Annotated in this window: 25 protein-coding genes; 9 read left to right on the top strand and 16 right to left on the bottom strand. The window is 67.5% G+C overall.

What is annotated here, in order from left to right; translation table 11 throughout:
• Positions 1 to 136: 136 nt before the first annotated feature.
• The gene (locus tag DQW85_RS19650) at positions 137 to 880 is read right to left on the bottom strand and encodes a helix-turn-helix transcriptional regulator (protein ID WP_205315243.1); all 744 of its coding nucleotides are present in this window, start codon (positions 878 to 880) and stop codon (positions 137 to 139) included.
• 119 nt (positions 881 to 999) lie between these two features.
• Here DQW85_RS19650 and DQW85_RS19645 point away from each other — a divergent pair, with 119 nt between their 5' ends.
• Both DQW85_RS19645 and DQW85_RS19640 read left to right on the top strand, forming a co-directional pair.
• A complete protein-coding gene (locus tag DQW85_RS19645; RefSeq protein ID WP_113701752.1) occupies positions 1000 to 1533 on the top strand; it encodes a DUF2231 domain-containing protein in 534 nt (177 codons plus the stop codon).
• 119 nt (positions 1534 to 1652) lie between these two features.
• Positions 1653 to 2009 carry an arsenate reductase family protein gene (locus tag DQW85_RS19640; protein WP_113701751.1) on the top strand — a complete coding sequence of 119 codons (357 nt, stop codon included), beginning with the start codon at positions 1653 to 1655 and terminating at the stop codon, positions 2007 to 2009.
• A gap of 81 nt (positions 2010 to 2090) precedes the next feature.
• On the opposite strand, the gene DQW85_RS19635 is transcribed toward DQW85_RS19640, so the two are convergent.
• Positions 2091 to 2441 (bottom strand): Tn3 family transposase, encoded by a 351-nt coding sequence (locus DQW85_RS19635; RefSeq protein ID WP_162795133.1) that lies wholly within the window; start codon positions 2439 to 2441, stop codon positions 2091 to 2093.
• 519 nt (positions 2442 to 2960) lie between these two features.
• Between DQW85_RS19635 and DQW85_RS19630 the strand changes: the two genes are divergently transcribed.
• On the top strand, positions 2961 to 4346 hold the full coding sequence (locus DQW85_RS19630; RefSeq protein WP_113701749.1) for an MFS transporter: 1386 nt from the start codon (positions 2961 to 2963) through the stop codon (positions 4344 to 4346).
• 156 nt (positions 4347 to 4502) lie between these two features.
• Positions 4503 to 5384 (top strand): beta-keto acid cleavage family enzyme, encoded by an 882-nt coding sequence (locus DQW85_RS19625; protein ID WP_162795132.1) that lies wholly within the window; start codon positions 4503 to 4505, stop codon positions 5382 to 5384.
• 416 nt (positions 5385 to 5800) lie between these two features.
• Here DQW85_RS19625 and DQW85_RS44620 read toward each other — a convergent pair whose 3' ends face one another.
• Complete coding sequence (locus DQW85_RS44620) at positions 5801 to 6031, bottom strand: hypothetical protein (protein ID WP_162795121.1); 231 nt, start codon at positions 6029 to 6031, stop codon at positions 5801 to 5803.
• A gap of 190 nt (positions 6032 to 6221) precedes the next feature.
• Between DQW85_RS44620 and DQW85_RS19615 the strand changes: the two genes are divergently transcribed.
• Positions 6222 to 6704, top strand: a complete 483-nt coding sequence (locus tag DQW85_RS19615) for a VOC family protein (protein WP_113701746.1) — start codon at positions 6222 to 6224, stop codon at positions 6702 to 6704.
• A gap of 224 nt (positions 6705 to 6928) precedes the next feature.
• Here DQW85_RS19615 and DQW85_RS19610 read toward each other — a convergent pair whose 3' ends face one another.
• Complete coding sequence (locus DQW85_RS19610) at positions 6929 to 9175, bottom strand: ATP-binding protein (protein ID WP_113701745.1); 2247 nt, start codon at positions 9173 to 9175, stop codon at positions 6929 to 6931.
• A 172-nt stretch (positions 9176 to 9347) separates the two neighbouring features.
• Here DQW85_RS19610 and DQW85_RS19605 point away from each other — a divergent pair, with 172 nt between their 5' ends.
• A complete protein-coding gene (locus DQW85_RS19605) occupies positions 9348 to 10025 on the top strand; it encodes a TetR/AcrR family transcriptional regulator (protein ID WP_113701744.1) in 678 nt (225 codons plus the stop codon).
• Positions 10026 to 10117: 92 nt separating this feature from the next.
• Here DQW85_RS19605 and DQW85_RS19600 read toward each other — a convergent pair whose 3' ends face one another.
• Positions 10118 to 10342 carry a hypothetical protein gene (locus DQW85_RS19600; RefSeq protein ID WP_113701743.1) on the bottom strand — a complete coding sequence of 75 codons (225 nt, stop codon included), beginning with the start codon at positions 10340 to 10342 and terminating at the stop codon, positions 10118 to 10120.
• Position 10343: 1 nt separating this feature from the next.
• Positions 10344 to 10664 carry a hypothetical protein gene (locus DQW85_RS19595; RefSeq protein ID WP_113701742.1) on the bottom strand — a complete coding sequence of 107 codons (321 nt, stop codon included), beginning with the start codon at positions 10662 to 10664 and terminating at the stop codon, positions 10344 to 10346.
• 59 nt (positions 10665 to 10723) lie between these two features.
• Here DQW85_RS19595 and DQW85_RS44615 point away from each other — a divergent pair, with 59 nt between their 5' ends.
• The gene (locus DQW85_RS44615; protein WP_162795131.1) at positions 10724 to 11008 is read left to right on the top strand and encodes a hypothetical protein; all 285 of its coding nucleotides are present in this window, start codon (positions 10724 to 10726) and stop codon (positions 11006 to 11008) included.
• A gap of 35 nt (positions 11009 to 11043) precedes the next feature.
• Here the strand turns inward: DQW85_RS44615 and DQW85_RS19590 are convergent, their stop codons facing one another.
• The 5 genes from DQW85_RS19590 to DQW85_RS19570 form a co-directional block, all read right to left on the bottom strand.
• On the bottom strand, positions 11044 to 11409 hold the full coding sequence (locus DQW85_RS19590) for an AtuA-related protein (RefSeq protein WP_113701741.1): 366 nt from the start codon (positions 11407 to 11409) through the stop codon (positions 11044 to 11046).
• 2 nt (positions 11410 to 11411) lie between these two features.
• Positions 11412 to 12098: an acyclic terpene utilization AtuA family protein gene (locus tag DQW85_RS19585; RefSeq protein WP_113701740.1), complete on the bottom strand. Its 687-nt coding sequence runs from the start codon at positions 12096 to 12098 to the stop codon at positions 11412 to 11414.
• 487 nt (positions 12099 to 12585) lie between these two features.
• Positions 12586 to 12912, bottom strand: coding sequence for a protease inhibitor I9 family protein (locus DQW85_RS44610; RefSeq protein ID WP_162795129.1), 327 nt, complete (start codon positions 12910 to 12912; stop codon positions 12586 to 12588).
• Positions 12913 to 13347: 435 nt separating this feature from the next.
• Positions 13348 to 14943, bottom strand: a complete 1596-nt coding sequence (locus DQW85_RS19575; protein WP_205315242.1) for an FAD-binding oxidoreductase — start codon at positions 14941 to 14943, stop codon at positions 13348 to 13350.
• A gap of 303 nt (positions 14944 to 15246) precedes the next feature.
• Positions 15247 to 16884 carry an AMP-binding protein gene (locus DQW85_RS19570; RefSeq protein WP_113701738.1) on the bottom strand — a complete coding sequence of 546 codons (1638 nt, stop codon included), beginning with the start codon at positions 16882 to 16884 and terminating at the stop codon, positions 15247 to 15249.
• A 228-nt stretch (positions 16885 to 17112) separates the two neighbouring features.
• On the opposite strand from DQW85_RS19570, the gene DQW85_RS19565 reads away from it, so the two are divergent.
• Complete coding sequence (locus DQW85_RS19565; protein WP_113701737.1) at positions 17113 to 17343, top strand: transposase; 231 nt, start codon at positions 17113 to 17115, stop codon at positions 17341 to 17343.
• Positions 17340 to 17573, top strand: coding sequence for an IS3 family transposase (locus tag DQW85_RS48225; RefSeq protein WP_113701760.1), 234 nt, complete (start codon positions 17340 to 17342; stop codon positions 17571 to 17573). The genes DQW85_RS19565 and DQW85_RS48225 overlap by 4 nt, the downstream gene beginning before the upstream one ends.
• 507 nt (positions 17574 to 18080) lie before the next feature.
• Here DQW85_RS48225 and DQW85_RS44605 read toward each other — a convergent pair.
• From DQW85_RS44605 to DQW85_RS19535, 5 genes are all read right to left on the bottom strand, one after another.
• Positions 18081 to 18716: a hypothetical protein gene (locus DQW85_RS44605; RefSeq protein ID WP_162795128.1), complete on the bottom strand. Its 636-nt coding sequence runs from the start codon at positions 18714 to 18716 to the stop codon at positions 18081 to 18083.
• 24 nt (positions 18717 to 18740) lie between these two features.
• Entirely contained in the window at positions 18741 to 19250 is a 510-nt protein-coding gene (locus tag DQW85_RS45940; RefSeq protein WP_205315241.1) for a hypothetical protein, read from the bottom strand.
• A 168-nt stretch (positions 19251 to 19418) separates the two neighbouring features.
• Positions 19419 to 20354, bottom strand: a complete 936-nt coding sequence (locus DQW85_RS19545; RefSeq protein ID WP_113701736.1) for an NADP-dependent oxidoreductase — start codon at positions 20352 to 20354, stop codon at positions 19419 to 19421.
• A 97-nt stretch (positions 20355 to 20451) separates the two neighbouring features.
• The gene (locus DQW85_RS19540) at positions 20452 to 21051 is read right to left on the bottom strand and encodes a TetR/AcrR family transcriptional regulator (RefSeq protein WP_113701735.1); all 600 of its coding nucleotides are present in this window, start codon (positions 21049 to 21051) and stop codon (positions 20452 to 20454) included.
• On the bottom strand, positions 21051 to 22061 hold the full coding sequence (locus DQW85_RS19535; protein ID WP_113701734.1) for an aldo/keto reductase: 1011 nt from the start codon (positions 22059 to 22061) through the stop codon (positions 21051 to 21053). Before DQW85_RS19535 ends, DQW85_RS19540 begins: the two co-directional genes overlap by 1 nt.
• Positions 22062 to 22163 lie beyond the last annotated feature (102 nt).

The following is a 22163-nucleotide window of genomic DNA, read 5'->3' as shown; positions in this document are numbered from 1 at the left end:
CGGGCCGGCGCGACCGGCCTCAAAGTAGCTCGCGTAACAATGGCTACTGCTTGTGTTCGCAGAAACGAGTAGTTCTACGACAGATGATCAGCGGTAGGAGTTGACCTTCGTACCGGAGACAGGCGGGCATGGGGTGTCAGCCGGCCGTGGGCGGGGCCTGTGGCTGCGCGTGCTGCAGTTGGACGCAGCATTCACCGGGGCGTGAGGCGAGGACCGCCTGAACGGTCGTGGCTTGCAGTCCTTGCAGGTACCCGGTGAGGAAGGCGTGGTTCATGCCGCAGACGAGGTCGGGGGCCTGGGCGGCGAGGGGGTGAAAGGGGCAGTTGCGCAGCCGTAGCTGATCGAGGGCTTCGCGGGTGGGTTCGAAGCCGTGCTGGTTGAGCATGTGCTCGCACAGGGTCAGGCCGCGTTCGGCGCCGAGCCGGCCGGGGCGCAGGCGTGCGCGGTCCTGGCCGCCGAGTTCGTGGCCGTGCTGCCTGGCGGTGCGTACGGCGGCGTTCGCGGCCGTCTCGTTGTCGCCTTCGGTCAGGACGGCTTGGAGGAGGAGGCCGGCCAGCAGCTCGTGGCGGCGGTCGGGGATGCTGACCTGGATGGGGCTGTCGGTCGGCTCGTAAAGCTTGGGTTGCCGGCCGACTTTGCGCAGTCCGGTGGGGGCCACGTACCGGGCGCGGAGCAGGCCGGCGTCGACCAGCTTGTCCAGGTGGAACGCGGCGAGTTTGCGGGAGATGCCGACGCCGGCGGCTGCCTCCTCGCGTGTGACGGGTCGGTGGGCGCGGCGGATGAAGGCGAAGATCTGCCGCCGGGTGCCTTCGCCGAGCACGCTGAGGGAGTCGAGCGCGGCGTCCGCCGGAGAGGCCGGCTGACTCATGTCGGAGGTCACGCCTTCACGATAACGCCAGCATGCACTGTCAGACGATGGGTAGCGGCCTGTTCGTCAGCCTTACTTGACCACCATCCCTAATAAGACCAAAATCCATTGGCGAAAAGGAGGTGGCCGTGATGAACCAGCCGCATCAGGCCAAGCGGCCGGTCAGCGCCGCGCTCGCCGGCCCGTACGGGCACCCGTTCCACCCCATGCTGGTCACGATCCCGATCGGCGCCTGGGCAGCCGGCCTGGTTTTCGACATCGCCTCACAGCTCGTGGCAGATCCGCACTTCCTGTCCCAGGGGGCGATGTGGCTGATCGCGGTCGGCGTGATCGGCGCCCTGGGCGCGGCCATGGCCGGATTCCTGGACCTGTTCGCCGTCCCCACGGGCACGCGCGCGTTCCGGCTGGCGCTGACCCACATGACGCTGAACCTGTTGGTGACCGCCGCCTACCTCGGTAATTTCCTGTGGCGACACTCCGAGACCGTCACCGGCAGCGTCCCCGCCGGGCCGCTGACCCTCAACGCCGCCGCCTTCCTGACCTTGGCGGTGTCGGGATGGCTGGGCGGCAGGCTCTCCTACCGCTACGGCGTCCGCGTGGCCGACGAGGCGACGCAGGCCGAAGGGTTCGTATCCGCAGGCCGCTCCTCCCAACGTACTCACTGACACACCTGGGTGATCTCGGCGCCCTGAGCACCGACGCCCGCTCACGCAGCGAATTCCTCGCCCTGACCGGCCTGCCCGGATGACCGGCAGGCCCCAGCACAGCTCGAAGGACCACCGTCGTGGAAATCTGGATCAACCCCGCGTGCAGCACATGCGCTTCCGCGCTCTCGCTGCTTGATGACGCCGGCGCCACCTACACCGTGCGGCGCTACCTGGAAGAACCGCCCACCGCCCAAGAGATCGAAGACGTGCTGCAACGCCTCGGCATGCAGCCCTGGGACATCACCCGCCTCACCGAACCCGCAGCGGCCGAGCTGGGCCTCACCGCGTGGCCGCGCGACGAGAGCCACCGCCGGCAGTGGATCGCGGCGCTGGCCGCCCACCCGATCCTGATCCAACGGCCCATCATCACCGCGGACGACGGAACGGCGGTGGTCGGCCGCTCACCCGAATCCGTACGATCCCTTCTGCCGTAACGGCCGGGCATCTGATGCGACTCGGCGGTCCGCAACCGCAGGCCGTGGCGTATTTGATCTTCTGATCGTAGTGGCGGGAGATCAGGTCCCAGTCGATGGTCTTGTTCGACAGCACCTCCTCCAGGCGCGGCCAGGCCTCGTGCTCACCCAGGCCGGGCCGGTACAACCACGCCGAGCCGATGTTCTTCGACCGGGCAGCAGCCGGAAGCCCAGAAGTTCGGAGAAGGCGAATCCGACGACCGAGGCGCCGTGAATGCCGGTGTACTGGCGATCGATCTCCGCGTCGGTCAGGTGCGGCAGCAGCAGCCCCTTGATCATCGAGGCGACCTCGGAGGCGGTGGTGGACGTCACCTGACTGTAGATGCACACGCTGCGGCGCTCCACGTGCCAGTCATCATGATCCCCGGCTTGGTAGCGCTGATGCGTGGTCATGAAGTTGGCCGACCAGGACCCCACATGATCCGGGACTGGCTGAACGCGTGGACTGGCGTGCGGCCGAGGATCGAGTACGACGACTGCCGCAACGGATCTTCGCGGTGACGCGGACGGGGGACCACAAGCGGTCCGCAGCCTGTAGAACTGATGCTCCGAAGCCTGTCGAACACGCTGCTCAGCGTGCGGCAGGTGACCGAGATCCGCAGCAATGCGGCGGTCCTACCCGCGAGTGGGGGACCTGATTCCTGACTCCCGGGCCATTACCCCGTCGCCGGCTCCGTAACCTGGGGGCACTCGACGTCCGTAGGGTCGTGACCGTGTTATCGCCGACATGTGTAGGTGGGCGTCGAGGACCGGCCGCCATAGTGTCGTACCTCACACATGGCGACGGGTTCAAGTGAGCCGAGTGCTCAAACGGCGCTGCAGGGCCGTCCCGCAGTTCTTCTCACCCTCGTACCGACGACGAGACCCGACGCCGGCCTCTGTCCGCACATTGGGCCCCCTTGAGAGGCGAAGATGACAACTCCGCACCCTATCGGCGCTGACGCCGCCGGCTCGGCCGGGCCGCCCAGCACCGCCGGACCGATCGGCCGGTTGGACCGGCTGCCCATCACAAAGATCCAGATTTTCTGGCTCGTGGTGCTCGGGATGGGCTATCTCATCGAGAGCTTCGACAATATCGTATTCGCCTACCTCGCTCCCGCCATCCGGAAAGAGTGGGGACTGAGCATCGGCCAGGTCGGGTTCGTGACCTCGTCCGTCTTCATCGGGATGCTGGTCGGTGCCGTCCTGGGTGGGCGCCTCTCCGACCAGGTCGGCCGGAGGCCCGTGCTCATCTGGAGCTCGGTCTTCTACAGCGTCACCTCGCTCATGTCGGCGCTCGCACCGAACTTCGAGGTGCTCGCCGTCAGTCGCATCCTGACCGGCGTCGGAGTCCAGGCCGCGACGGGCGTGATCATGGTGTACATCAGCGAGATGTTCCCGAAGGTCTCCCGGGGCCGGTCCTTCACCGTGATGATGTTCTTCGGATTCGTGGCTTCGCCGTTGACCGCCTTCGTGGCTCTGGCGATCGCACCCAGCGGCGAGGGCGCCTGGCGGTGGGTCTTCGCTCTTGGGGCGGTCGGCGTGTTCGTCGCTGTCACCGTGGCGGTCGCGTTGCCCGAGACGGTGCGGTGGATGGTCACGCACGGCCAGACCGCCAGGGCCACCACGGTGGTCGAAAGGCTGGAGACGGTCGCCGGTCGGCGCGGCCCGCTCCCACCGGTCGAGCCCGAGGCACCGATCGTGCGGCAGGGGTCGTTCCGGGAACTGTTCAAACGTGAATACGCGCGTCGGCTGGTCGTACTCGCGACCACGTTCTCCATGCTGATCTTCTGCGTCTACGGATTCGTGTCGTGGGTTCCGACGATCCTCGTCGGTCGTGGCATGGAGCAGAGTGAGGCGCTCCAAATCGCGAGCATCATCGCCTTCGGCTCACTCGCCGCGCCGGTCTTCCTGTTCGCCGTCGCGGATCGAATCGAGCGCAAGACGGCCCTGTTGATTTCGGGGTCCGTCGCGGGCGTGGCGCTGATCGCCTTCGGCGCGGTCAGCGGCACCACGCTGACGATCGTGACCGGCCTCGTCGCCCAAACCGCCCTGGCCGCGGCCAGCACGAGCTTCTACACGTACATTCCGGAGATCTTCCCGACGGAGGTGCGGGGTGTGGGCGCAGGCACCGTGAACGGGATCGGCAGGATCGCCGGAATCGCCTCGGGGCTCGCCGTCGCGGCGATGTACGGCAGCCTCGGGGCACCTGGGCTGTACCTCCTTCTCGGTCTCGGCCTGCTCGTCATGGGGGCGTCCGTGGCCCTGTTCGGCCCACACACAACCCGGAGGTCGCTGGAGAAGATCTCAGCGAAGTGACGCGGTCCGCCCGATGCCGCAGCGGCCGGCCCGCCATCTCGGCGGGCCCGATCGACTACACCTGTAGGTTTACCGCCCGACCCGCCACAGTCGTATTTACCTGGGCTGCGCTCACAGTCCATAGATTCGGTATCTGAGTGTAAGAAGAAAGTGATCATGCACAAGAAGCTCATCCTCGAGATCCGCGCCAACGAGTACGCCATGCGTGACGGGAACCCCCATGTCCCGTGGACGCCCGAGGAACTGGGAGCGGAGGCCGACGCCTGCCGGGCGGCCGGAGCCACGATTTTCCACTTCCATCCCCGGACGCCGCAGGGTGCCCCCGGCCTGAGCTACGACACCTACCACGCGGTGATGAACCGGATCCGGGCCGGCTCCGACATCCTCGTGCACGCCACGCTGGGGGCCGAGCAGCAGACCCCCGATTCCTCCGTGCGGCTCGACCCCATCAGGAAGCTGACCGAGGACGGGCTCAGGCCCGACTTCGCGCCGCTGGACATGGGAAGCAGCAACCTGGATCTGCTCACCGAAGACGGGACCGACTTCGCCACCACGGAGACCGTCTACATCAACACCACAAGGACCCTCCGCTTCTTCGCCGAGAGCCTCCGGGACCTCGGAGTCAAGCCCTACCCGACCATCTGGAACGCGTCACAGCTGCGGCTGACCGATGTTTTCCATCGCATGAAGATCCTCGATGGGCCGGTCTGGGCGTCCCTCACCATGAGTGAAGGCCCGGCGTTCTGCAGTCACCCGGGTTCCCTGGCCGGGCTGAACGCGTACCTGAGCCTCATTCCGGATTCCCTGCCCATCGAGTGGTCCGCGCTGGTCTACGGCGGCAGCCTCTTGAAGCTCGCGCCCGAGGTCATCGCGCGCGGTGGTCATCTCGCCATCGGCATCGGGGACTACGCCTACCCGGAAGAAGGCGCACCCACGAACGCCGAGCTCGCCGAGCGGGTGGTAGCCATGGCCAAGGACATCATGGGCAGGGAAGTGGCCACTCCCGACGAGGCCAGGGAGATGCTTGGGATGTCCTAGAACATGTCAGATAAATGATCTAGGTGTGTGAGCCCGATCAGGGAGCGAAGTGGCCGCTGCCCCCGCTGCGGAGATCTGCTTCTTCACGACGATCGAGAACCACAAAGCCCACGCCAGTGGGAGCTTTGGATCGTCGCCGTCGGGGTGTAGAGCGTTACGGACTCGCTGGGCATGTCTCAATCGCCCACCGCATCGTTGCGCCGGGCCAGGCCCGGCGCAACGATGCGGTGCCGCCGGCGGCGAGCCGTGCGGGTGGCCGAAGGAGATCAGTGTCAGCGGCGGTGGCCATGGGTAAACCCGCCGCGTGGTTCGTGCCTCACCCGAAGGCGAAGATGCCGGGCCCGCGGACCACTCCGTCGGGATTGACGCCGTTCACCCTGATGCCGTGCTCGGTGCCGCTGACACCGGCATGGCGGTCATCTCCTACGATGCCAGTCGACTTCGCCCTGCTCCCGGTAGCGGACCAGGAGATCCAAACTGTCGAGCAGCTGACCGTCGACCCCGCCGGGCGTGTCATCATCGCCCTGTCCGCTGGGAACGCCGCCCGCACCGGAGCCATCTGGCACCTGACACTCGACGACATCGACTTTGCCAATCGGCGAATCACTGTCCCCGCTCGTCGCCAGCGACTCGGCGACCTCAGCCACCCGATCGGGAAGCCCAGGGCTCTGGTCGAACGCCCCAGGTTTGCCGAGGCTCTCGCAGGAGTTAGGCCAAGAGTGGCAGACAATGACCTTTTTTCTGAGCACCTGCCGGGCGGACGCTGTTCTTGCTCCTGGTTTGTGGAAGCACGGACCGCCATGAAGACGCGACAGCGATCGACAACAAGGAAGACACGTGACCACTGCGCATCTACCGCAGTCCTACTACCACGTCGGCATGGTTGTGCCCGATCTGGAGGCGGCCATCGACCGCTACAGCGAGGTATTCGGGGTGACCTTCACCGAGCCGGCCTACACCATCAGCCCCTACCTTGAGGACAACGGCAGGGTGTTCACGAACTTCCGGCAGCGGCAGGCCCTGTCGCAGACCCGGGAGCCCTACTTCGAGCTGATCGAGGCGACCGGAGCCGGCATCTTCGGCCCACACAACGTCGGTCGCATCCTCTACTACGCCTGCTGGGAGGATGACATGCCGCGGCGGATGGCCCTACTGAAAGAACAGAACATCGGCATCGAATCCGTGGTGCGCATGGACGCCGACTCAGCGCCGATCGCGATCATCACTGCTCCCGACCTCTTCGGCACGCGGATCGAGTACGCGGACGTTTCCACCCGTGCCTACACGGAGGAGTGGATCCGTACCGGCAAACTGCCCTGATCTGACCAGAGACCGCAAACGAAGGGGAAAGCGCTGATGGCGGCTCGGTCGACGTCGGGAGGGTGCGTCGGTACCGCTCGGTCACGGAGCAGGGCGGCATGCGCGAATGCTATCGTCATTCCCTTTTCGAACTGTGGGTTGGTGGTGCGTGGGCAGCGGCCGTCGACCGCACCGACGTTCCCACGCGCCGCTGATCAGGTTGTGACGACGTCCGCCGAGATCGGTCAAGTGTGCGATCCGCATGCGGTGGTTCCCGCTCCAGATGGGCGAGGCCCGCCGGCAGCAGGATGTGGGTCTGCCTGGACTGCCCCACCCCGGGTCCCGGTCTCGCGTCGCCAGAGTTCGTCCACCACGTGTTCGGTGCCGACGGCGAGGTAGCCGCGATACGTCCCGAACGGCAGCCCGAGCCGGGCCGCGGTTGCGGCGCGGGTAGCCTCGGGGTGGAAGAACGTGGCGGCGAGGACTCGGTGGCTGTTGCTCAGCCGGCGCCGCTGTCCGCGTAGTGAGTCGACCGCATCGATGATCGCCTCACGTAGGGTCTCCACACGCTCATCCACCTCGCCTTGCCCGGCCAGCCTGGTCCTCATCAGGGGATTCCGGGCCAGGGCGTACCAGTTGGGGAAGGTGCGCAGCGCGGCGCGGACAGCGGTGTCGAAGTCCTCCCGTGACAGGGTCCCCTGGTCCTCATCCTCCGCCGCCGGCCGGTACGTGCCCGGGACGTGCAGCAGCCGCTCACTGAGTCTGTTCAGCCGGACGGCAACGGGCGCTCCCCGCCATTCATGCGCGTACAAGGCCTCCGCAGCACCGGCGATTCGGCGATAGCCGATATGGTCGAGCAGCGGTTCCCAAACCTCGGGGTTCTGCACGGTGATGAACGACCATGCCGAATCGCCGTCGAGACATGCCGACGCGAGTAGCCGCAAGTTGATCAGGTCGAGGGCGGGGGAAGGCATCGGCGGCCCGCCTTCCTGGGCGATGAACCGCGCGACGGTGGCGTGTTCCCCCGGCTGCAACGGGGCGACCCGTTCGGTGTGCCCGCAGGCGGCCGCCATCACGCCGTCAGCGATGCTGTCTGGGTGCTGGGCGGTCCACTTGAGCAGCGCCAAGAAAGCTACCGGCTGGTGGGTGTCGGAGCGGCGGTAGACGAAGAACGCTTGCGGCCGGCGGTTCAGCCATTGGTCGATGAGCGCCACGGTTGGCTCGGACATGTGGAACCGCGCCATGCGGTGCAGCGCATCGCGGTCATCGCGGCGATAGGTGTCCTCGTAGATCTCGCCGCGGCCGCGCCAGGTAAGGAACCGGTTCGTCACCTCGCTGTCGCGGTACAGGTAGGTAAGTTCCATCAGGGCCGGCACCACGGCGGCCTCGCGCGCCTGAATGACCTGGTCAGCGAGGAACGTGTGGATGCGGCACCGCATCGCCTGCCAGCGGTTGGGATCACGCCAGCGCAGATCGGTGCTGAGGAGTTCCCGGACCAGGTCCTGGGGATACAGACCATGCGGGCCCGACTCGATGAACGGCTGTTCCCAAAGCCAGGCGAAGCCCGCCTCGGCGTCGTCGTCGAGGAAGGTGCGCAGCACACTCTCCGTGGTGTTTAACGCGTGGGCGCAGACTTCCAGGGCTTGCCGGTGCGCCGGCGACGGTACGTCGCCGACGATTTCGTCGAGTAGCCGCTTGCGTACCGGGTCGTAGGGTCGCCGCCAGGCCATGTTCCGGGCGTTCTGGGTGGCCACCCATGAGGCCAGCGTCAACGCGAATGGATGGCCGCGGGTGAAGGTGAACAGGGAGTCGTGGAGTTCGGTCGGTACACCACGGCTGTCCATCAGGACGGCCGCTTCGTCGCGGGCGAAGTCGCCAAGCTGCACGACTCGGAGCGCGCCGGTCCATGCGGGATCGGTCCGCCACCGTACGTCGGGTTCCCGCAGGCTGGCGATCACGACCACGGTCCCGTCTGGCAACCGGCCGAGGAAGTCCTCCCGCAGCCAGTCCTCCAGGCCCTGGCACTGCTCGAACACGTCGACGAGCAAGACCTGCCGCTCTCCGAAAGCCTGGAGAGCGGCGGCCTCGAACCCGGCCGGCGACGGATCGACCGCGCGTCCGTCGATCTGGACGACGCCGTAGCCGGCGTGGGCAGCCTCCTCCGCCAGCCGGCGCAGCAGCGTCGTCTTGCCGACACCGCAGTGCCCGTACAGGTAGAGCGTGCAGAAGGTGCGGGTGGCGGGGTCCAGCGCGGTGCGGAACAGATCGATCTCGGCGGCTCGGCCGACGAATCCCCGGTCCCGTGCCCGTTGCAGGCGATCGCCCAGCAGACGTTGCCCGTTCGTGGCCGCCAGAGGAAGGTGTGGCGAGTGTGGGGAGGGCCCATGCGGAGCCGCGACAGGGTGTCCAGCCAGAGTTTTGCCGGCACGGACGCGAACAGGAACGCCACCTACGCCCGCTTCGGGGAGCGGCATCCATTGGTTTTCCGACATCACTCTCCTGACTTGCGTCCACGCGTCACTGGCTCGCTGTGAGCGGAATCGGCGCAGTTGGTCTGTAGGGAAAGTCCTATGCGTGCCGGCCTGCTGGGCTGAGCTGACAGCTCGTTTGGCATCATGCACGTATGAATCTGAGAGGCAATGTTCACAGTGTTAACATATACCTATGGTGAAGTTGCCGAGCGAGACTTCCGGCTACCACCACGGCAACCTGCGGCAGGCGATGGTGGACGCGGCAACAGAGCTGGCCCGCACCGGCGGCCCTTCGGCGATCGTCCTGCGGGGGGTGGCCCGTAGCGTGGGCGTCACGGCGACCGCGGCCTACCGGCACTTCGCGGCGCGGTCCGATCTGGTCGACGCCGTCGCCGAACGTGGCTACGAGCGCATGGCGAAGTCGATGCTGGCCGAGCTCGCCCGGGTCAGGGCGACCGGCGATCCGCGGCGCGACGCGATCGAGCGGCTGCAAGCGGAGGGCCGCGGTTACGTGCGTTTCGCGCTCGACGAGCCCGGGTTGTTCGCGACCGCGTTCGAACATGACCGGTTCGGCACCGAGATACCCGCCCAGTACGACTGGGGGCCGTCGCCGTGGGGCCTGCTCTGCGAAGCGCTCGCTGATCTGCGCGACGTGGACCTGCTGGCCGACCACGACGTCGAGGGCGGCGCACTGTACGCCTGGGCCGCGGTGCACGGGTTGGCTGTCCTGCTGCTGAGCAGCCTGTCCAACCTGTCGCCAGAGCACGGCACCGCGCTGATCGACGCCCAGCTTGAGTACATCGTCCGCGGCCTGTGCTCGGACCTACCCGGCTCGGCCGTCCCCGGCGTCGATGGGAGTGATCGTCCATAGTGACCGGCCCCGGCCGCGTAGGCCCGGTGAGGACGAGGTCCGCCACGGCCACGAGGCGGTACGGCGCGACGGGTTCACAGCACGGGAATCGATCACGGTCGTTTTCGGTTCGGTACGTCCTCCCGCAACGGCATACCGCGGCTTGGGTTCGCCTCATGGTCGGCCTGGACAGTCGATACCTGGAGGAGGTCGGTCTGGGTGCCGTAGGCGACACTGTTGATGGCGAACACCGGAGCGGGCGCGACCACGCCGGGCGCGACCACGCCGGTCGCGAGGGCGTCGGCCGCGACCGCGACATGATGTTTCCGTACCTTCATTTCAATCCACCGCGTTCTGTTGCGGTCTTGTCGGGCAGGCCGAAGAATTCGCTGATGGCGTCTGCCGCGACGAGATGGCGGGTGGCCCGACCCATGATGCGGCCGCCCTTCGTGGGGCCGGGATGGTGTAGAGCGTCACGGGCGGCCGGCCCACGTGCCGGTAGTCGGCCCGTTCGATGTCGGTCTTGTCGTCGGCGGCGGTGGCCGGGAGCCGGTGAACTGTCGGTGGGGTGGTGATGCCGTTGCGGGCGGCGTAGTAGGCGGCGGTCTCCAGGGCGGACAGGCCCAGACCTCGGGGCCGGAATCCGAAGAGGCTGGCCATACCTCCGTGTATCCGACGACGTAGACGCGTGACTTGTCGACCCGGTACCGGGCGGCCAAGTGGTCGGCGACGGCAAGGGTGAAGGCGACGTCGTCGACGCCGTCGCGTCGGGCCGCGAAGGGAGACGACAGCCGGGCGTCGTTCCAGCCCTTCTCGTATCCGTCGAGGTACGCGACGACCGCACCCGAGCGCTCGGCGAACCGGTCGAGGGAGTTGAAGGCGAACCGCCGGATCCTGTTCCCGTCCTGGTTCGAACCGTGGAAGACGAGTACGGCCGGTGCGCCCGGACAAAGATCGCGCCGGCGTACGAGTGTCATCGTGCGCGGTCGTCCCGCCGCGTGTAGGTCGACGTGTTCTACGTCGATCGCTTCGTCGCCGGTCAGCTGTGCCACTGCGCTCTGCTCTCGCTCGGTTGACTGCTGCGATGGTGGACAACGGCCAGGTCTGGCAGATCTAGCTCCAGTAAGCAGGAGCCGAGCGCTTTGCCGTGGGCGTCCAGGTTGACGGTGCGGGTCACGCCGCCATCCAGCGCGCCGTGCAGCACGAACTTCAGCGCGAACAGCTGTGGAAGTACGTAGCGCTCCACCCGCCCGGGGACGACATCGGCGAAGTGGGCTCGGACCCGTTCGGCGGTGACGTACTCGCGCAGGATCGGGTAGTCGGCGGCGCGGTAGGCGACCAGCGAGATGTCGGAGATGTTGCCCTTGTCGCCAGCCCGCGCGTAGGCGATGTCGTGCAGCCGCATGGTCAGGACTCCATCATCGTGATCTGGGTGGTGATCCGGTCCCGCGGCAGCAGCACCGACGCGACGGCGATCACCTCGTGGACGTGGGTGGTGGCTCCGGCCCCGCCGGCGGGCCCGTTGAGCCACAGCGCGGCCACCTCGTGCCCGATCCACTCCGCCTGGTCGCGGTCGGCGGTTCTGCCGGCGACGCGGGCTCGGACCTCGGCCGGTTCGCCCCTCGCAGGGGCGGCGCCACGGTGCACGGCGCCGACCCCAATCAGCTCGAAGCGGATGTCGGTGGCGGCGATGCCGCGTCGCCGCAACCTTTCGGCGACCACGTCGAGCGCGAGTTGACCGCGAGTGGCGGCTTGGGCCCCGGCGTACGAGATTTGCCCTTCGCCGAGGTAACCGGCGCGGTAGGCCACGGAGACCTTCAGGGTGGCCGGTCGTGGCCGGCCGGTGATATCGGAAACCGCGACGGCGTCGTGGCCGAGTTCGTCGAGCCGAGCCCTCGAGAAGTCCGCGATCGCGTCCGGCGTGACGTAGCCGGCCGGGTCGTGCACCTCGTAGAGCAGTTGCTGCGCGCAGGTTCGCACGGTGACCGCACCCCGGCGGTCGAGGCGTCGACCAGCGGTGCCGACGGAACGTCGGCACCGATTCCCGTGCCCTCGTACGTGGAGCCGTTGCCGAGCGACACCTTCTTGGCGTATTGCACGTCGTGGGTGCCGGCGCCGACGGTGTCATCCACGGCATGGCGTTGTCCACGGTTCCCGCACCCGGACCCGAGTTACCGGCGATCGCCGCGACGAACACACCCGCGGCGGCGGCGTGGTAGAACGCCACGTCGGTGGCGGCGACCTGGTCGTCCCGGTCCTGGACCGAAAGTTGATGACGTCGACACCGTCGGCGACAGCGGCGTCGATGGCCGCGACGAGATCAACCTCGGAGCCGACCGCGTTGTTGTTGGCCGAGTTGTGCCACAACGCCTGTACACCGCGATGCGGGCACCCGGAGCCACCCCGGTCATCGTACCGAAGGCTTCGCCGTCCACTACCGCATCGGTTAACACCCCGGCGGCGACGCTTGCCGTGGAGGTGCCATGTCCGCTGCGGTCCCGTGGTTACCGGTGTTCCCCCGGCGGCACCGACCCCAATCCGGCCTGAAAGTATCGCGCGCCAATCACCTTGTTGTCGCACGTCACCGGAGCGGTCTCGCCGCATACGCCACGCCACGCCACTTCGCCGCGATCGCGGCGGCGTCCGGCCGGGGCTCCGGCATCGCCGCGAAGCTCGGATGCTCGGGCCAGAACCCCAAGTCGATCAAGCCGATGATCATTCCTGCGCCCGCATCGGCCTCTCCGCCGAAGTGCTTCTGCCACACCCCGTTCACGCCCGAAAGGCCGGGAAAGGCCGACGTTCCCGCTGTATGGATCCGGTCCTCGAACACGTTGACAACATCCGGCGCGGCCTTGAGCCGGGCCGCCTCGGCAACGGTCAGGTCCGCGGCGAATCCGTTGAACGCCACTGAACGCCACGTCATACCGCGCCACAGGCCTGTGGCCACCCAGCCCGCCTCGACGGAGCGCGTCCACGCGCTTGCTTTGAAGGTGCTTGCGGTAGGCATCGTAGTTCCACGCCCTCGGGTCCAGCTTCGCCCCGCGCCGCGGCCTCGTCGCGGGAACCCCAGCGACTCCACCGGCATAGCTGGCCACCGGACTTCCCGCCAACTGCACCAGATACCGGGCAGGCGCCACCGGTTCGGCCACCGTCGCCGACGAACTGGTCGCATTCGCCACCGTGACCACGGCGAGGACCGCCCCCGCGACCGCCAGCGCGCCACGGTACATGAGACGCCCGTTCGCTGCGAACACTTCGCATCTACCTCCACATCACACGGCACCCGCACACGGTGCCGCCGCTATCGACACCGTGATCGCCAAGCGGTGAACCGAGCGGCGGCTCAGGGCAGTGCAATCGACAGGGGATGGCGGAAGATGTCGTGCGGATCCCACGTCGCCTTGATTTCCCGGAGCCGGGCGTAGTTGCTCGTGTGGAAGAGTTCCTGGGCCGACATTGCGCTCCGGTTCCACTCGGGACTGAGCAGGTCGAGATTTGGCCAATTGACATGACATCCGTCATGGGCGTCGTTTGGTACGGGTACGCCGCCGGTCTCGGTGAAGAGATCTCGATAGCACTCTCGAGCCCACGCCAGGTGTTGAGCGTCATCGGCTGGTACATCCCAGGTGGCCGCCACCGCGAGCATCATGACGCTGTGCCGGTGCGGTGTCGCCGTAGCCGTCGTGGACAGCGCGTTTATCTGGCCGCCGTAGGCATGAAGAGTGATGCCGGACGCCGGGTTGTGGTAGTCCGTCCTGGTCAGATGGTCGTACGCCCGGGCGACCTGTGCGTCCGTGAGCCGCATCTTGAGGTGCGCGACGTTGGCCTTCAAGCGAGGTGGCCCGACGACTCCCGCCGCCACGGCGGAGTCCGGGACGTTGACCGTCGAGGTCAACCAGGGCAACCGTCCCGATTTGATGATCTGGGGTTGCGGCGTGAGGTCGCGAGTCATCGCGGCGAGGTAGCTGTCCAGCAGTTGCTCGTTGCCGGCTACGGTGGGATCCACCTGGCCGGCGACGAGGACTTGGCCGTGTTCGCGACGCGGCGCGCTGAGTGCGCCGTACAGGGCGGTACCGGGTGCGTTCGGGGCGCTGTTCTGCTCCATCCACGTGCCGAAGTTCCGGGCAAGTCGTACGAAAGAGTCCTCCGTCAGATCGGCCCAGCTCCATACCGCCCGGCCGATCATGAGTGCACCAGGGACCTTGGGCAGCAGATCCGACGGGTTGGTGGACGCGGTATTCGGCGACCGGAGCCAGAACCTGGTGACAATCCCGAAGTTTCCGCCTCCGGACCCGGTGTGTGCCCACCAGAGGTCCCGATTCGGATCCGACGGCTCCCGGGTGGCCACCACCGCCCTCGCCTGGCCGTCGGAACCCACGACCACGACCTCGACCGCGTACAAGTGGTCGGCCACAAGACCGTGCTGCCGGGACAGCGCGCCGAAACCGTTGCCGATCAGATGCCCACCCGCCCCGACCGCCGGGCAGATGCCGCCCGGCAGCGTGACACCCCAGCCGAGGCACAGCGTTCGGTAGACCTCCCCCATCGTCGCACCAGGTTCGATGGCGAAAGCGTTGCGTGCCGGGTCGAACGTGATGGCCCGCATCTCGACGAAGTCGATGATGACCTCCGCGTCCGCGTTGTCGACGAGCCCGTCCAGACAGTGGCCGCCGCTGCGTACGGCTACGCGCTTTCCGTTCCTCACCGCATCATTGACCGCCTGCACGACGTGTGCCGTGGCGCCGACGACCCGCACGCTGTCCGGCTGAGACACCAACCTCTTGTTGTAGGTCCGGAAGAGGAGGTCGCGGTACCGGAAGTCCGTCGGCGTTGTCGTGACCGGCCCCGGCGGAATTCCGGTGCGGTCGGCGGGTGCGAGCATCGCCGAGCCGGCCTCACCGATGACCGGGCCCGCCTCTGCCAGACCAGCTCCGGCCAAGAACCCTCTTCGGTGTACGTCCGACAATGTCGGCCTCCATATCGTGTCCTGAGAGCAGGAATGTCGATCACACTGCCCTATCGGGGCTGAACAACGGCCGTCGCGACAGCACGGACGATCATCGTCGAGGTCCACTTTCGCCGGTGGAGTTGTTCGCTTCTGCTACACCGCTTGCTGTTCACCACTGCCGAGGCGATCCTCTGTCGGTTCGGCGCGTCGGTGCTCGACGCAGGGCGAAAGCCGTGACGCACCGCACCCCACGGTCGAACCCGCGCACGAGCGGCTGCTCACCACTGCGAACCGTCAACTATGAGCGACCGTTGCGTCGAAGTCGGTGAGATGCTGGTCGCGCAGTGCGAATTTCTGGATCTTCCCGGAAGTCGTCATGGGGAAGCTTTCAACGAACTCCCATACCGTGGGCACCTTGTAACCGGAGAGACGCTCTCGACAATAAGCTGCCAGGGCCACGGCGTCCGGCTGCGTTTCCGGCTGCGTCTCGACGAAGGCGGCAACGACCTCGCCCCACTCGGGGTCGGGAAGACCCAGCACGGCGACGTTAACGATCGCCGGGTGTTCGAAGAGAACATCCTCGATCTCACGGGGGTAGACGTTTTCGCCGCCGCGTATGATCATGTCCTTGAGTCGGCCATGGACACGGAGATAGCCGAGGTCGTCCATCGAGCCCAGGTCTCCGGTGTGCAGCCAACCCTCGTCATCCAGGGCTTCGGCGGTCGCCTGCGGGTTGTTGTAGTAGCCCGTCATCACGCAGATGCCGCGTGTACAGATCTCGCCGACCTCGCCGATCGGCTGAAGGTTGCCCGTTTCCGGATCGGTGACTTTCACTGCCACGTGCGGCAACGGCCGGCCGACCGTTTCGATCCATGCCGGGTGAGCGTCATCGGGCTGAGTATGCGTGATGTACGGCGACGCTTCGGTCTGGCCGAAACCGATCGCCACCGTCACCCGCGCCTCGCTCTCGGCGCGTCGAACCAGCTCCGGCGGGACGGGTGCGCCGCCCAGGGTGGTCAGGCGCCACGTTGACAGGTCACGGGGAGCGGCCTGTTGTACGTCGAGCATGCGGATCAGCATCGTCGGCACGTTCCCCGTCACCGTGCCGCGCTGGCTCTCCAGCAGATCCAGCATCACGGCCGCGTCGAAGCCGGGCGGGAGCACGTGGTGCCCGCCGGTCTGCAGGGCGCCCAGTGTCGCAAGCCCGCATCCGGCCGTGTGGAACAGTGGCATAGGGTTGATCCACACATCGTTTGGATTCGCTCCGATGGTCTCCGCGTAGAGGCGTGCGTTGTTGACGACACCCCGGTGGGTCAGCATCGCGCCCTTGGCGAAGCCCGTGGTGCCGGATGTGTACTGGATCTGCGCGATGTCCGTGGGCCGGACCTCCGGCAACGGCGAGGAAGAGGCGGTACCGGCGAAATCGTTCACCATCGTCAGCGGCAGGAGGTGTCGCACACCGGGAACGTCGACGACCACGTTCCGTGCGATGGCGAGCAGGTCCCGTGACCGATGTGCCGGCTGAACCAGCAGTCCGCTGACCTCAGACTGCTCGACAACGTAGCGCAGCTCGGAAGACCCGTACGCCGGATTGACCGTCACGAGTGTAAGACCGGCCAATGCACTGCCGAACTCGAGCAGAATCCATTCGGGCACGTTGCCCGCCCACACAGCGACACGATCACCTGGTGCGAACAAGTTCAGCAGTGCCCGGCCGACCCGCTCCGAGTCGGCAAGGAGGTCCTGAAAACTCCAGCGTCGAAAGGGTTTTCCGGGCAAGCCGGCGGTCAGGGCGGTACGACCGCCCCAGCGATCCGCGGCGACCCGCAGAGCGTCGCCCACCGTGATTTCGGCGGCTGCCTGCGACTCCTCCGCCGGCCAGTAGGACAATCCCGATGCTGGCAGCTGTGAGGGTTCGTTCACCACGTTCATCCCATCGTCTACACGCGACATGCTTCACCCAAGCGACAATGCTTTCCCACTGACAACGCACCAATGATCGCAGCGGCTCAAAATCCACACCAGGTCATTTCCTGCTCAACTCTGCTTAACTGTGCTCAATCTCTGCTGGGCCGCGATCCACGGTGTGTAACGAGCCACATCCTCTCTGTCTCGTGCCGGGTTTGATGGAGACCATCAAGCCTGGGAGGACGAAGTCGTATGGCCGCACCGAGGAAGTACCCGGACGAGCTGCGTGAACGCGCGCCCCGCTTAGCGGTGGAGGCGCGGCGGGATCCGGCCACGGCGACGGGGGCGCTCAAGCGGATCGCCGATCAGCTGGGCGTTCATCCGGAGGCGCTGCGAGGGTGGGTGAAGCAGGCTGAGATCGACGGTGGTGTCCGACCGGGCGCCCTCGCCGAGGCGTTCAACTCGCTGGTCAAACCGAACTGATCCGCAACAAGGGCCCGTGGCGCGGTATCGACGACGTCAAGGTCGCCGTCGTCGAGTACATCGACTGGTACAACCACCGGCGCCTACACGCGCGAACTCGGCCACGTCCCACCCGTCGAGTACGAAACCAACCATCAACCCACCACCACCGCCCGACGCACCACCGAGCGGGCAGACGAACCCTCCATCAAAGCCGGTACTTGACAACGTGCGTCTACCTGGCGATATGAGCCAGGACCCCACCGGGCACGGCCGCCGCCGCTGGACCATACGCGAAACCAGCACTGAACGCCTTCGAGACGACCTTCGAAGGACGCCTCACAGCAGACCGCAAGTAGAAACCCCACCCCGCGTTACACCGTTCGGAAGCGCCACGTAGAGAATCGCACCCGCATGATCTCCGCGGTGATCAGCGACGGCTACAGTCAGCGGTGGAACCCCGGGCTGAGAAGGGCGACAGCGACGCCCTGGACAGCTTTCTGGTGACGCGCGGCATCCATTGGCTCGCCGAACACAAGATTGTCGTGGCCGATCGCGGATCGATGGGAGCGCAGGCTCAGGACGGCGCAGAGGGCGAGAAGAACGCGCCACGGATCCGGCGCGGGGGCGTCAACGTCCGTGCTGCCCCTGGTCCGCAGGATGCGGGCAGAGCACCCGTGGTCGAACGACCCGGCGGCGGATTCGCCACGAGGAGCAGAGCTGGCCGGGAACGTGATGGAACACGCGGTGGTGGAGTTCTACAACCCCGCACAGCTACAAGTCCTGCAACGCCTGAACGCCCTTCTCGAACAGGCGACGGACCCGAACGACGACACGCTCTGACACGGCGCCGTCCACGACTCGCGCACCCAACTCGCCCGGCCGGTCCCGATGCCGCCGAGGCGTTCGCGCCGACCTTCCTCGTCGGGCTTGAAGCCGTCCGCGAGGAACACGGACCGGGCCTGGCCGCGCTTGGTGGCCGGCGTCTGACTGGGTTCGCGCTGGTGCGATTTGTCGAGAACGGGGACTGGTATGCCGAGTGCCCCGTCGTCTTGAACTTCGACGGTGTCCAGGTGGAGATGAGTCACTGGAAGTTCGATGAGCTGTCGATCAGCTGGAACGCCATCGACACCACGGCTGCGATCAGCGGCTGGGAGGAGTATGACGAACTCACCCCGGCGTGGTCCGGCGCCGACGAACGGCTTGAGCCGTTCATCGGCCAGGAACTCCGCGAGATCGCGCTGCTCGAGTGGCATCCATCGTCGCGTCATGACATAGCGGGCGGCACCGTCGCTGTGGAGTTCGTCTTCGACATAGGCCGCTTCCACATCGCCAACGCCCTCGATGAGAACAGCATCGATCTCGGCGATGCCGATCCGGAATTCGTGCGGCATCCACTGAGCTGTGGCGCGGCCTGGCTAGGTCGGCCTCCGGTTGATCTCGATGACCGGCAGCAGGGTCGCCTGGGCCGGTGTGCTGATTTGCCGAGGTGTGGGCCCGGCGGGAGTAGGGACGTCGGCGAGCTGGCCGAGCAGCCGGTCCAGGGCAACCTGACCGTCGTCAATCGCGGCGCGTTCAACGTCGGTGAGCGGAACCGCGGCGAGCATACGCCGCAGGTTGTCCTTGGCCTCCAGCAGCAGCGCCTTGGAAGAATCCTTCCGCGCGTAGAAGACGCACTTGGCGGCGTCCCGCACCGATTCGGTTTCAGAGAGCTGCAGATCAGAGGCTTTGGGAACGGAACGGCCCCATAGTTCGGAGAATCCCGCATTCGGTGCCCACTCTTGCACATCGACCCTCCAGCAGCGTCGGCTCCAGGAGGTCCGCGACAACTCGCTCGCCCGCATCACCGAAGCGAACGCGAGGGCTGGACCGGCGAAGCCGAAGAGCTCCACGTCAGCCTCGCCGCCGCCGAAGCCGTAATCGCCCAAGTCGGCGGGCTCCTCGCCCGCCGCGACGCCGCCGTCGATCTGGGCATGCTCACCTATCGCGACCTGGCCCAGAACGTCTTCAACGCCATGGGCGAGATCCGCATGGCCGCCCCACGGACGCTGTCACTGCTGCACAGGGAGTCATGTGCAGCGCTCCGCGAGGATCGGTCAGCCGAACCGCAGGACGAACCGCCCGCGAACGCCGCGCCGTTCGAGCGAGCGATGCGCGTCGGCGGCTTGGGAGGCGGCCAGTTCGCCGGCCACGCGGATGGTGAGCCGTCCTTCACCGGCGAGTTCGGCGAGCAGGTCGAGCTCGGCCGCGGCCTCGACGTAGTCGCGGACGAAGATCGGGGCGACGCGGACCCGGTCGGCCCCGTCGCCCTGGTAACCGCGGACGGTGACGACGGTGCCGCCGTCCTTGACGGCAGGGAGCACGGCGGCCTCCAGCACGGCGGGGTCGACGAGCCCGTCGACCCCGCCCGGGTGGCGGCGGCGGACCACTGCGGCGAAGTCGTCCCCCCGCGGCACGACCTCATCGGCTCCACACTCGCGGACGAAGGTCTCGTCCTGCCAGGCGGCGTCGGCGACGACGACCAGCCCGGCCTGCTTGGCGAGCTGGACGACGTACCCGCCGACGGTGCCGGCGGCGCCGGTGACGGCGACCGTCGCGCCGGCCGGGAGGGCCAGCGTGTCGAGTGCGAGCAGGGCGGTGAGCCCGTTCATCGGGATGGTGGCGGCCTGAACGTCCGAGAGCCCGGCCGGGATCTTCGCGACCGAGCGTGCCGACATGACGAGGTCTGCCCGGTAGCCGCCGTGCTCACCTGAGGGCACCACGATGGCCATGACGGCGTCCCCGATCGCGAACGGGCGGTCGACGGCGGGGCCGATCTCGGTGATCTCGCCGGCGACCTCCATGCCCGGCACCCGCACCGCGTCCGTCTCATCCTGCCGCGGACGAGAACGGATCACCGCGTCGGTCGGGTTCACCGTGGCGCTGCTCACCCGGATCCTGACCTGACCGGGACCGATCGGTTCGGCCGCCAGGTCGAACTCGCCGAGAGCGTCCGGTCCGCCTGGCCGCGTCACTCCGATTGCTTGAACCATGGTCGTTCGTCACTCCTTATTCGTTGCCGCCTGGGTGGCGATGGGCAGGGCCGACCGCGCCGCTGACGAGTCGCGGCGTGTGCTCGACCCGGTTCGGCTATGGCGATGTGGGGGCGTGAAGACCCTCGAGCAGCAGGCTGTACACCTCGTCGAGTTCGGCGCCGATGCCGGGGTTCTGCCATTCGGCCGCGTGGGCGAGGTGGTTGAACTTGGCGGTGGCGTTGAAGACCACGCGGGCGGTGGCCTCCGCGTCGTCGGTGCGGAGGCTGCCGTCGGCGGCGCCGTCGGCGATGATGGCCGTCAGCTGGCCCAAGAGGTCGGCGACGTGGTCTGTGGCGACGCTGCTGTGCGCGGCCGCGAGGATCCCATAGGCGGCGAACAGCTCCGGGTCCTCGCGAATCTTGGCCTGCTTCCCGGCCAGGACGGCGTGCAGCCAGGTACGCAGTCGCTGCACTGGCGGGACCGCGCTGTCGGCGGCGATGACGGCGAGGGCGTCGCGGTTGCGGTCGAGCCAGCGCCGGGTCACGGCCTCGCGCAGCGCCTGCTTGGAGGGGAAGTGCTTGTAGACGGCGGCGTGGCTGACCCCGAGTGCCCGGGCGACGTCGACGACGGTTGCCTTGTCCGGTCCGTGGCGGCGCAGGATCTCCTCGGTGGCCGCCAGGATGGCGTTCGCGTCCAGCGGGGTTCGGGCAGGCATCAGCGCCTGCCGCCCGTTCGCTCGCTGTCCAGTAGCGCGAGCAGGGCGGGGGCGTAGCGTTCTCCCGCGACCGCCGCTCGGGGGACGGCCTGCTCGATCGCGTCCAGGTCGTCCTCGGTCAGCCGCAGGCCGGCGGCGTCCACCGCCTCGGTGATGCTGTGCGGTCGGCTGGCCCCGACCAGCGCGACGATGTCCCGGTGCACGCGACCCTGCGCGAGCACCCACGCGATCGCGAGCTGTGCGACCGTGGCGCCGCGGGAGGTGGCGATCTCCCGCAGCCGCTCGACCAACGCGAGGTTGGTCTCGATGTTGCCGGCGGCGAAGCGGGGCAGGTGCCCGCGATGCCGTGCGTCGCCGGCCGACGGTCGCCACGTCCCGGTCAGCATTCCTTGGGCGAGCACCCCGTAGGCGGTGACGCCGATGCCCAGCTCGCGGCAGGTGGGCAGGATCTCGTCTTCGACGCCGCGGCTGAACAGTGAGTACTCGATCTGGACGTCGGTGATCGGGTGCACGGCGTGGGCGCGGCGGATCGTCTCGGCGCCGACCTCGGACAGCCCGATGCCGCGCACATAGCCCTTCTGCACCATCTCGGCGACGGCGGCGACGGTCTCCTCGATCGGGACAGCGGGGTCCAGCCTGGCGGGGCGATAGATGTCCACGTAGTCGGTGCCCAGCCGCTGAAGCGAGTAGCCCAGGAAGTTCGGGATCGCGTCGGGTCGGCCGTTGATGCCGCGCACGCTGCCGTCCACACCGAACAGCGCGCCGAACTTCACGCTCACCACGGCGCGGTCGCGATCGGCGGGTCGCAGCGCCTGCCCGATGAGCGTCTCGTTGTGCCCCATCCCGTAGTGGTCGGCCGTGTCGATGAACGTGATCCCGGCGTCGAGCGCGTCGCGGAGCGTCGCGATGCTCTGCTCGTCGGCGCTGTGTCCGTACGCGCCGGACATGCCTGCACAACCGAGCCCCACCGCCCCCACACAGACGCCGGCGCCGAGTGTTCTCTGCTCCATGCGAGAAACGCTAAGCGGGTTGGTAACAGATGTCAAAACTTGTAACTTGCTACCTCCGTCGTTACGGGGCCAGAGGTGCAGCCGCCAGTCGCGCGGGAAGCC

Origin of the sequence: Nonomuraea lactucae (genome assembly GCF_003313395.1) — a bacterium.
GTDB classification, from domain to species: domain Bacteria; phylum Actinomycetota; class Actinomycetes; order Streptosporangiales; family Streptosporangiaceae; genus Nonomuraea; species Nonomuraea lactucae.
Note: the sequence above shows the minus strand (reverse complement) of the source record. Positions and strands in the feature narration are given on the sequence as shown.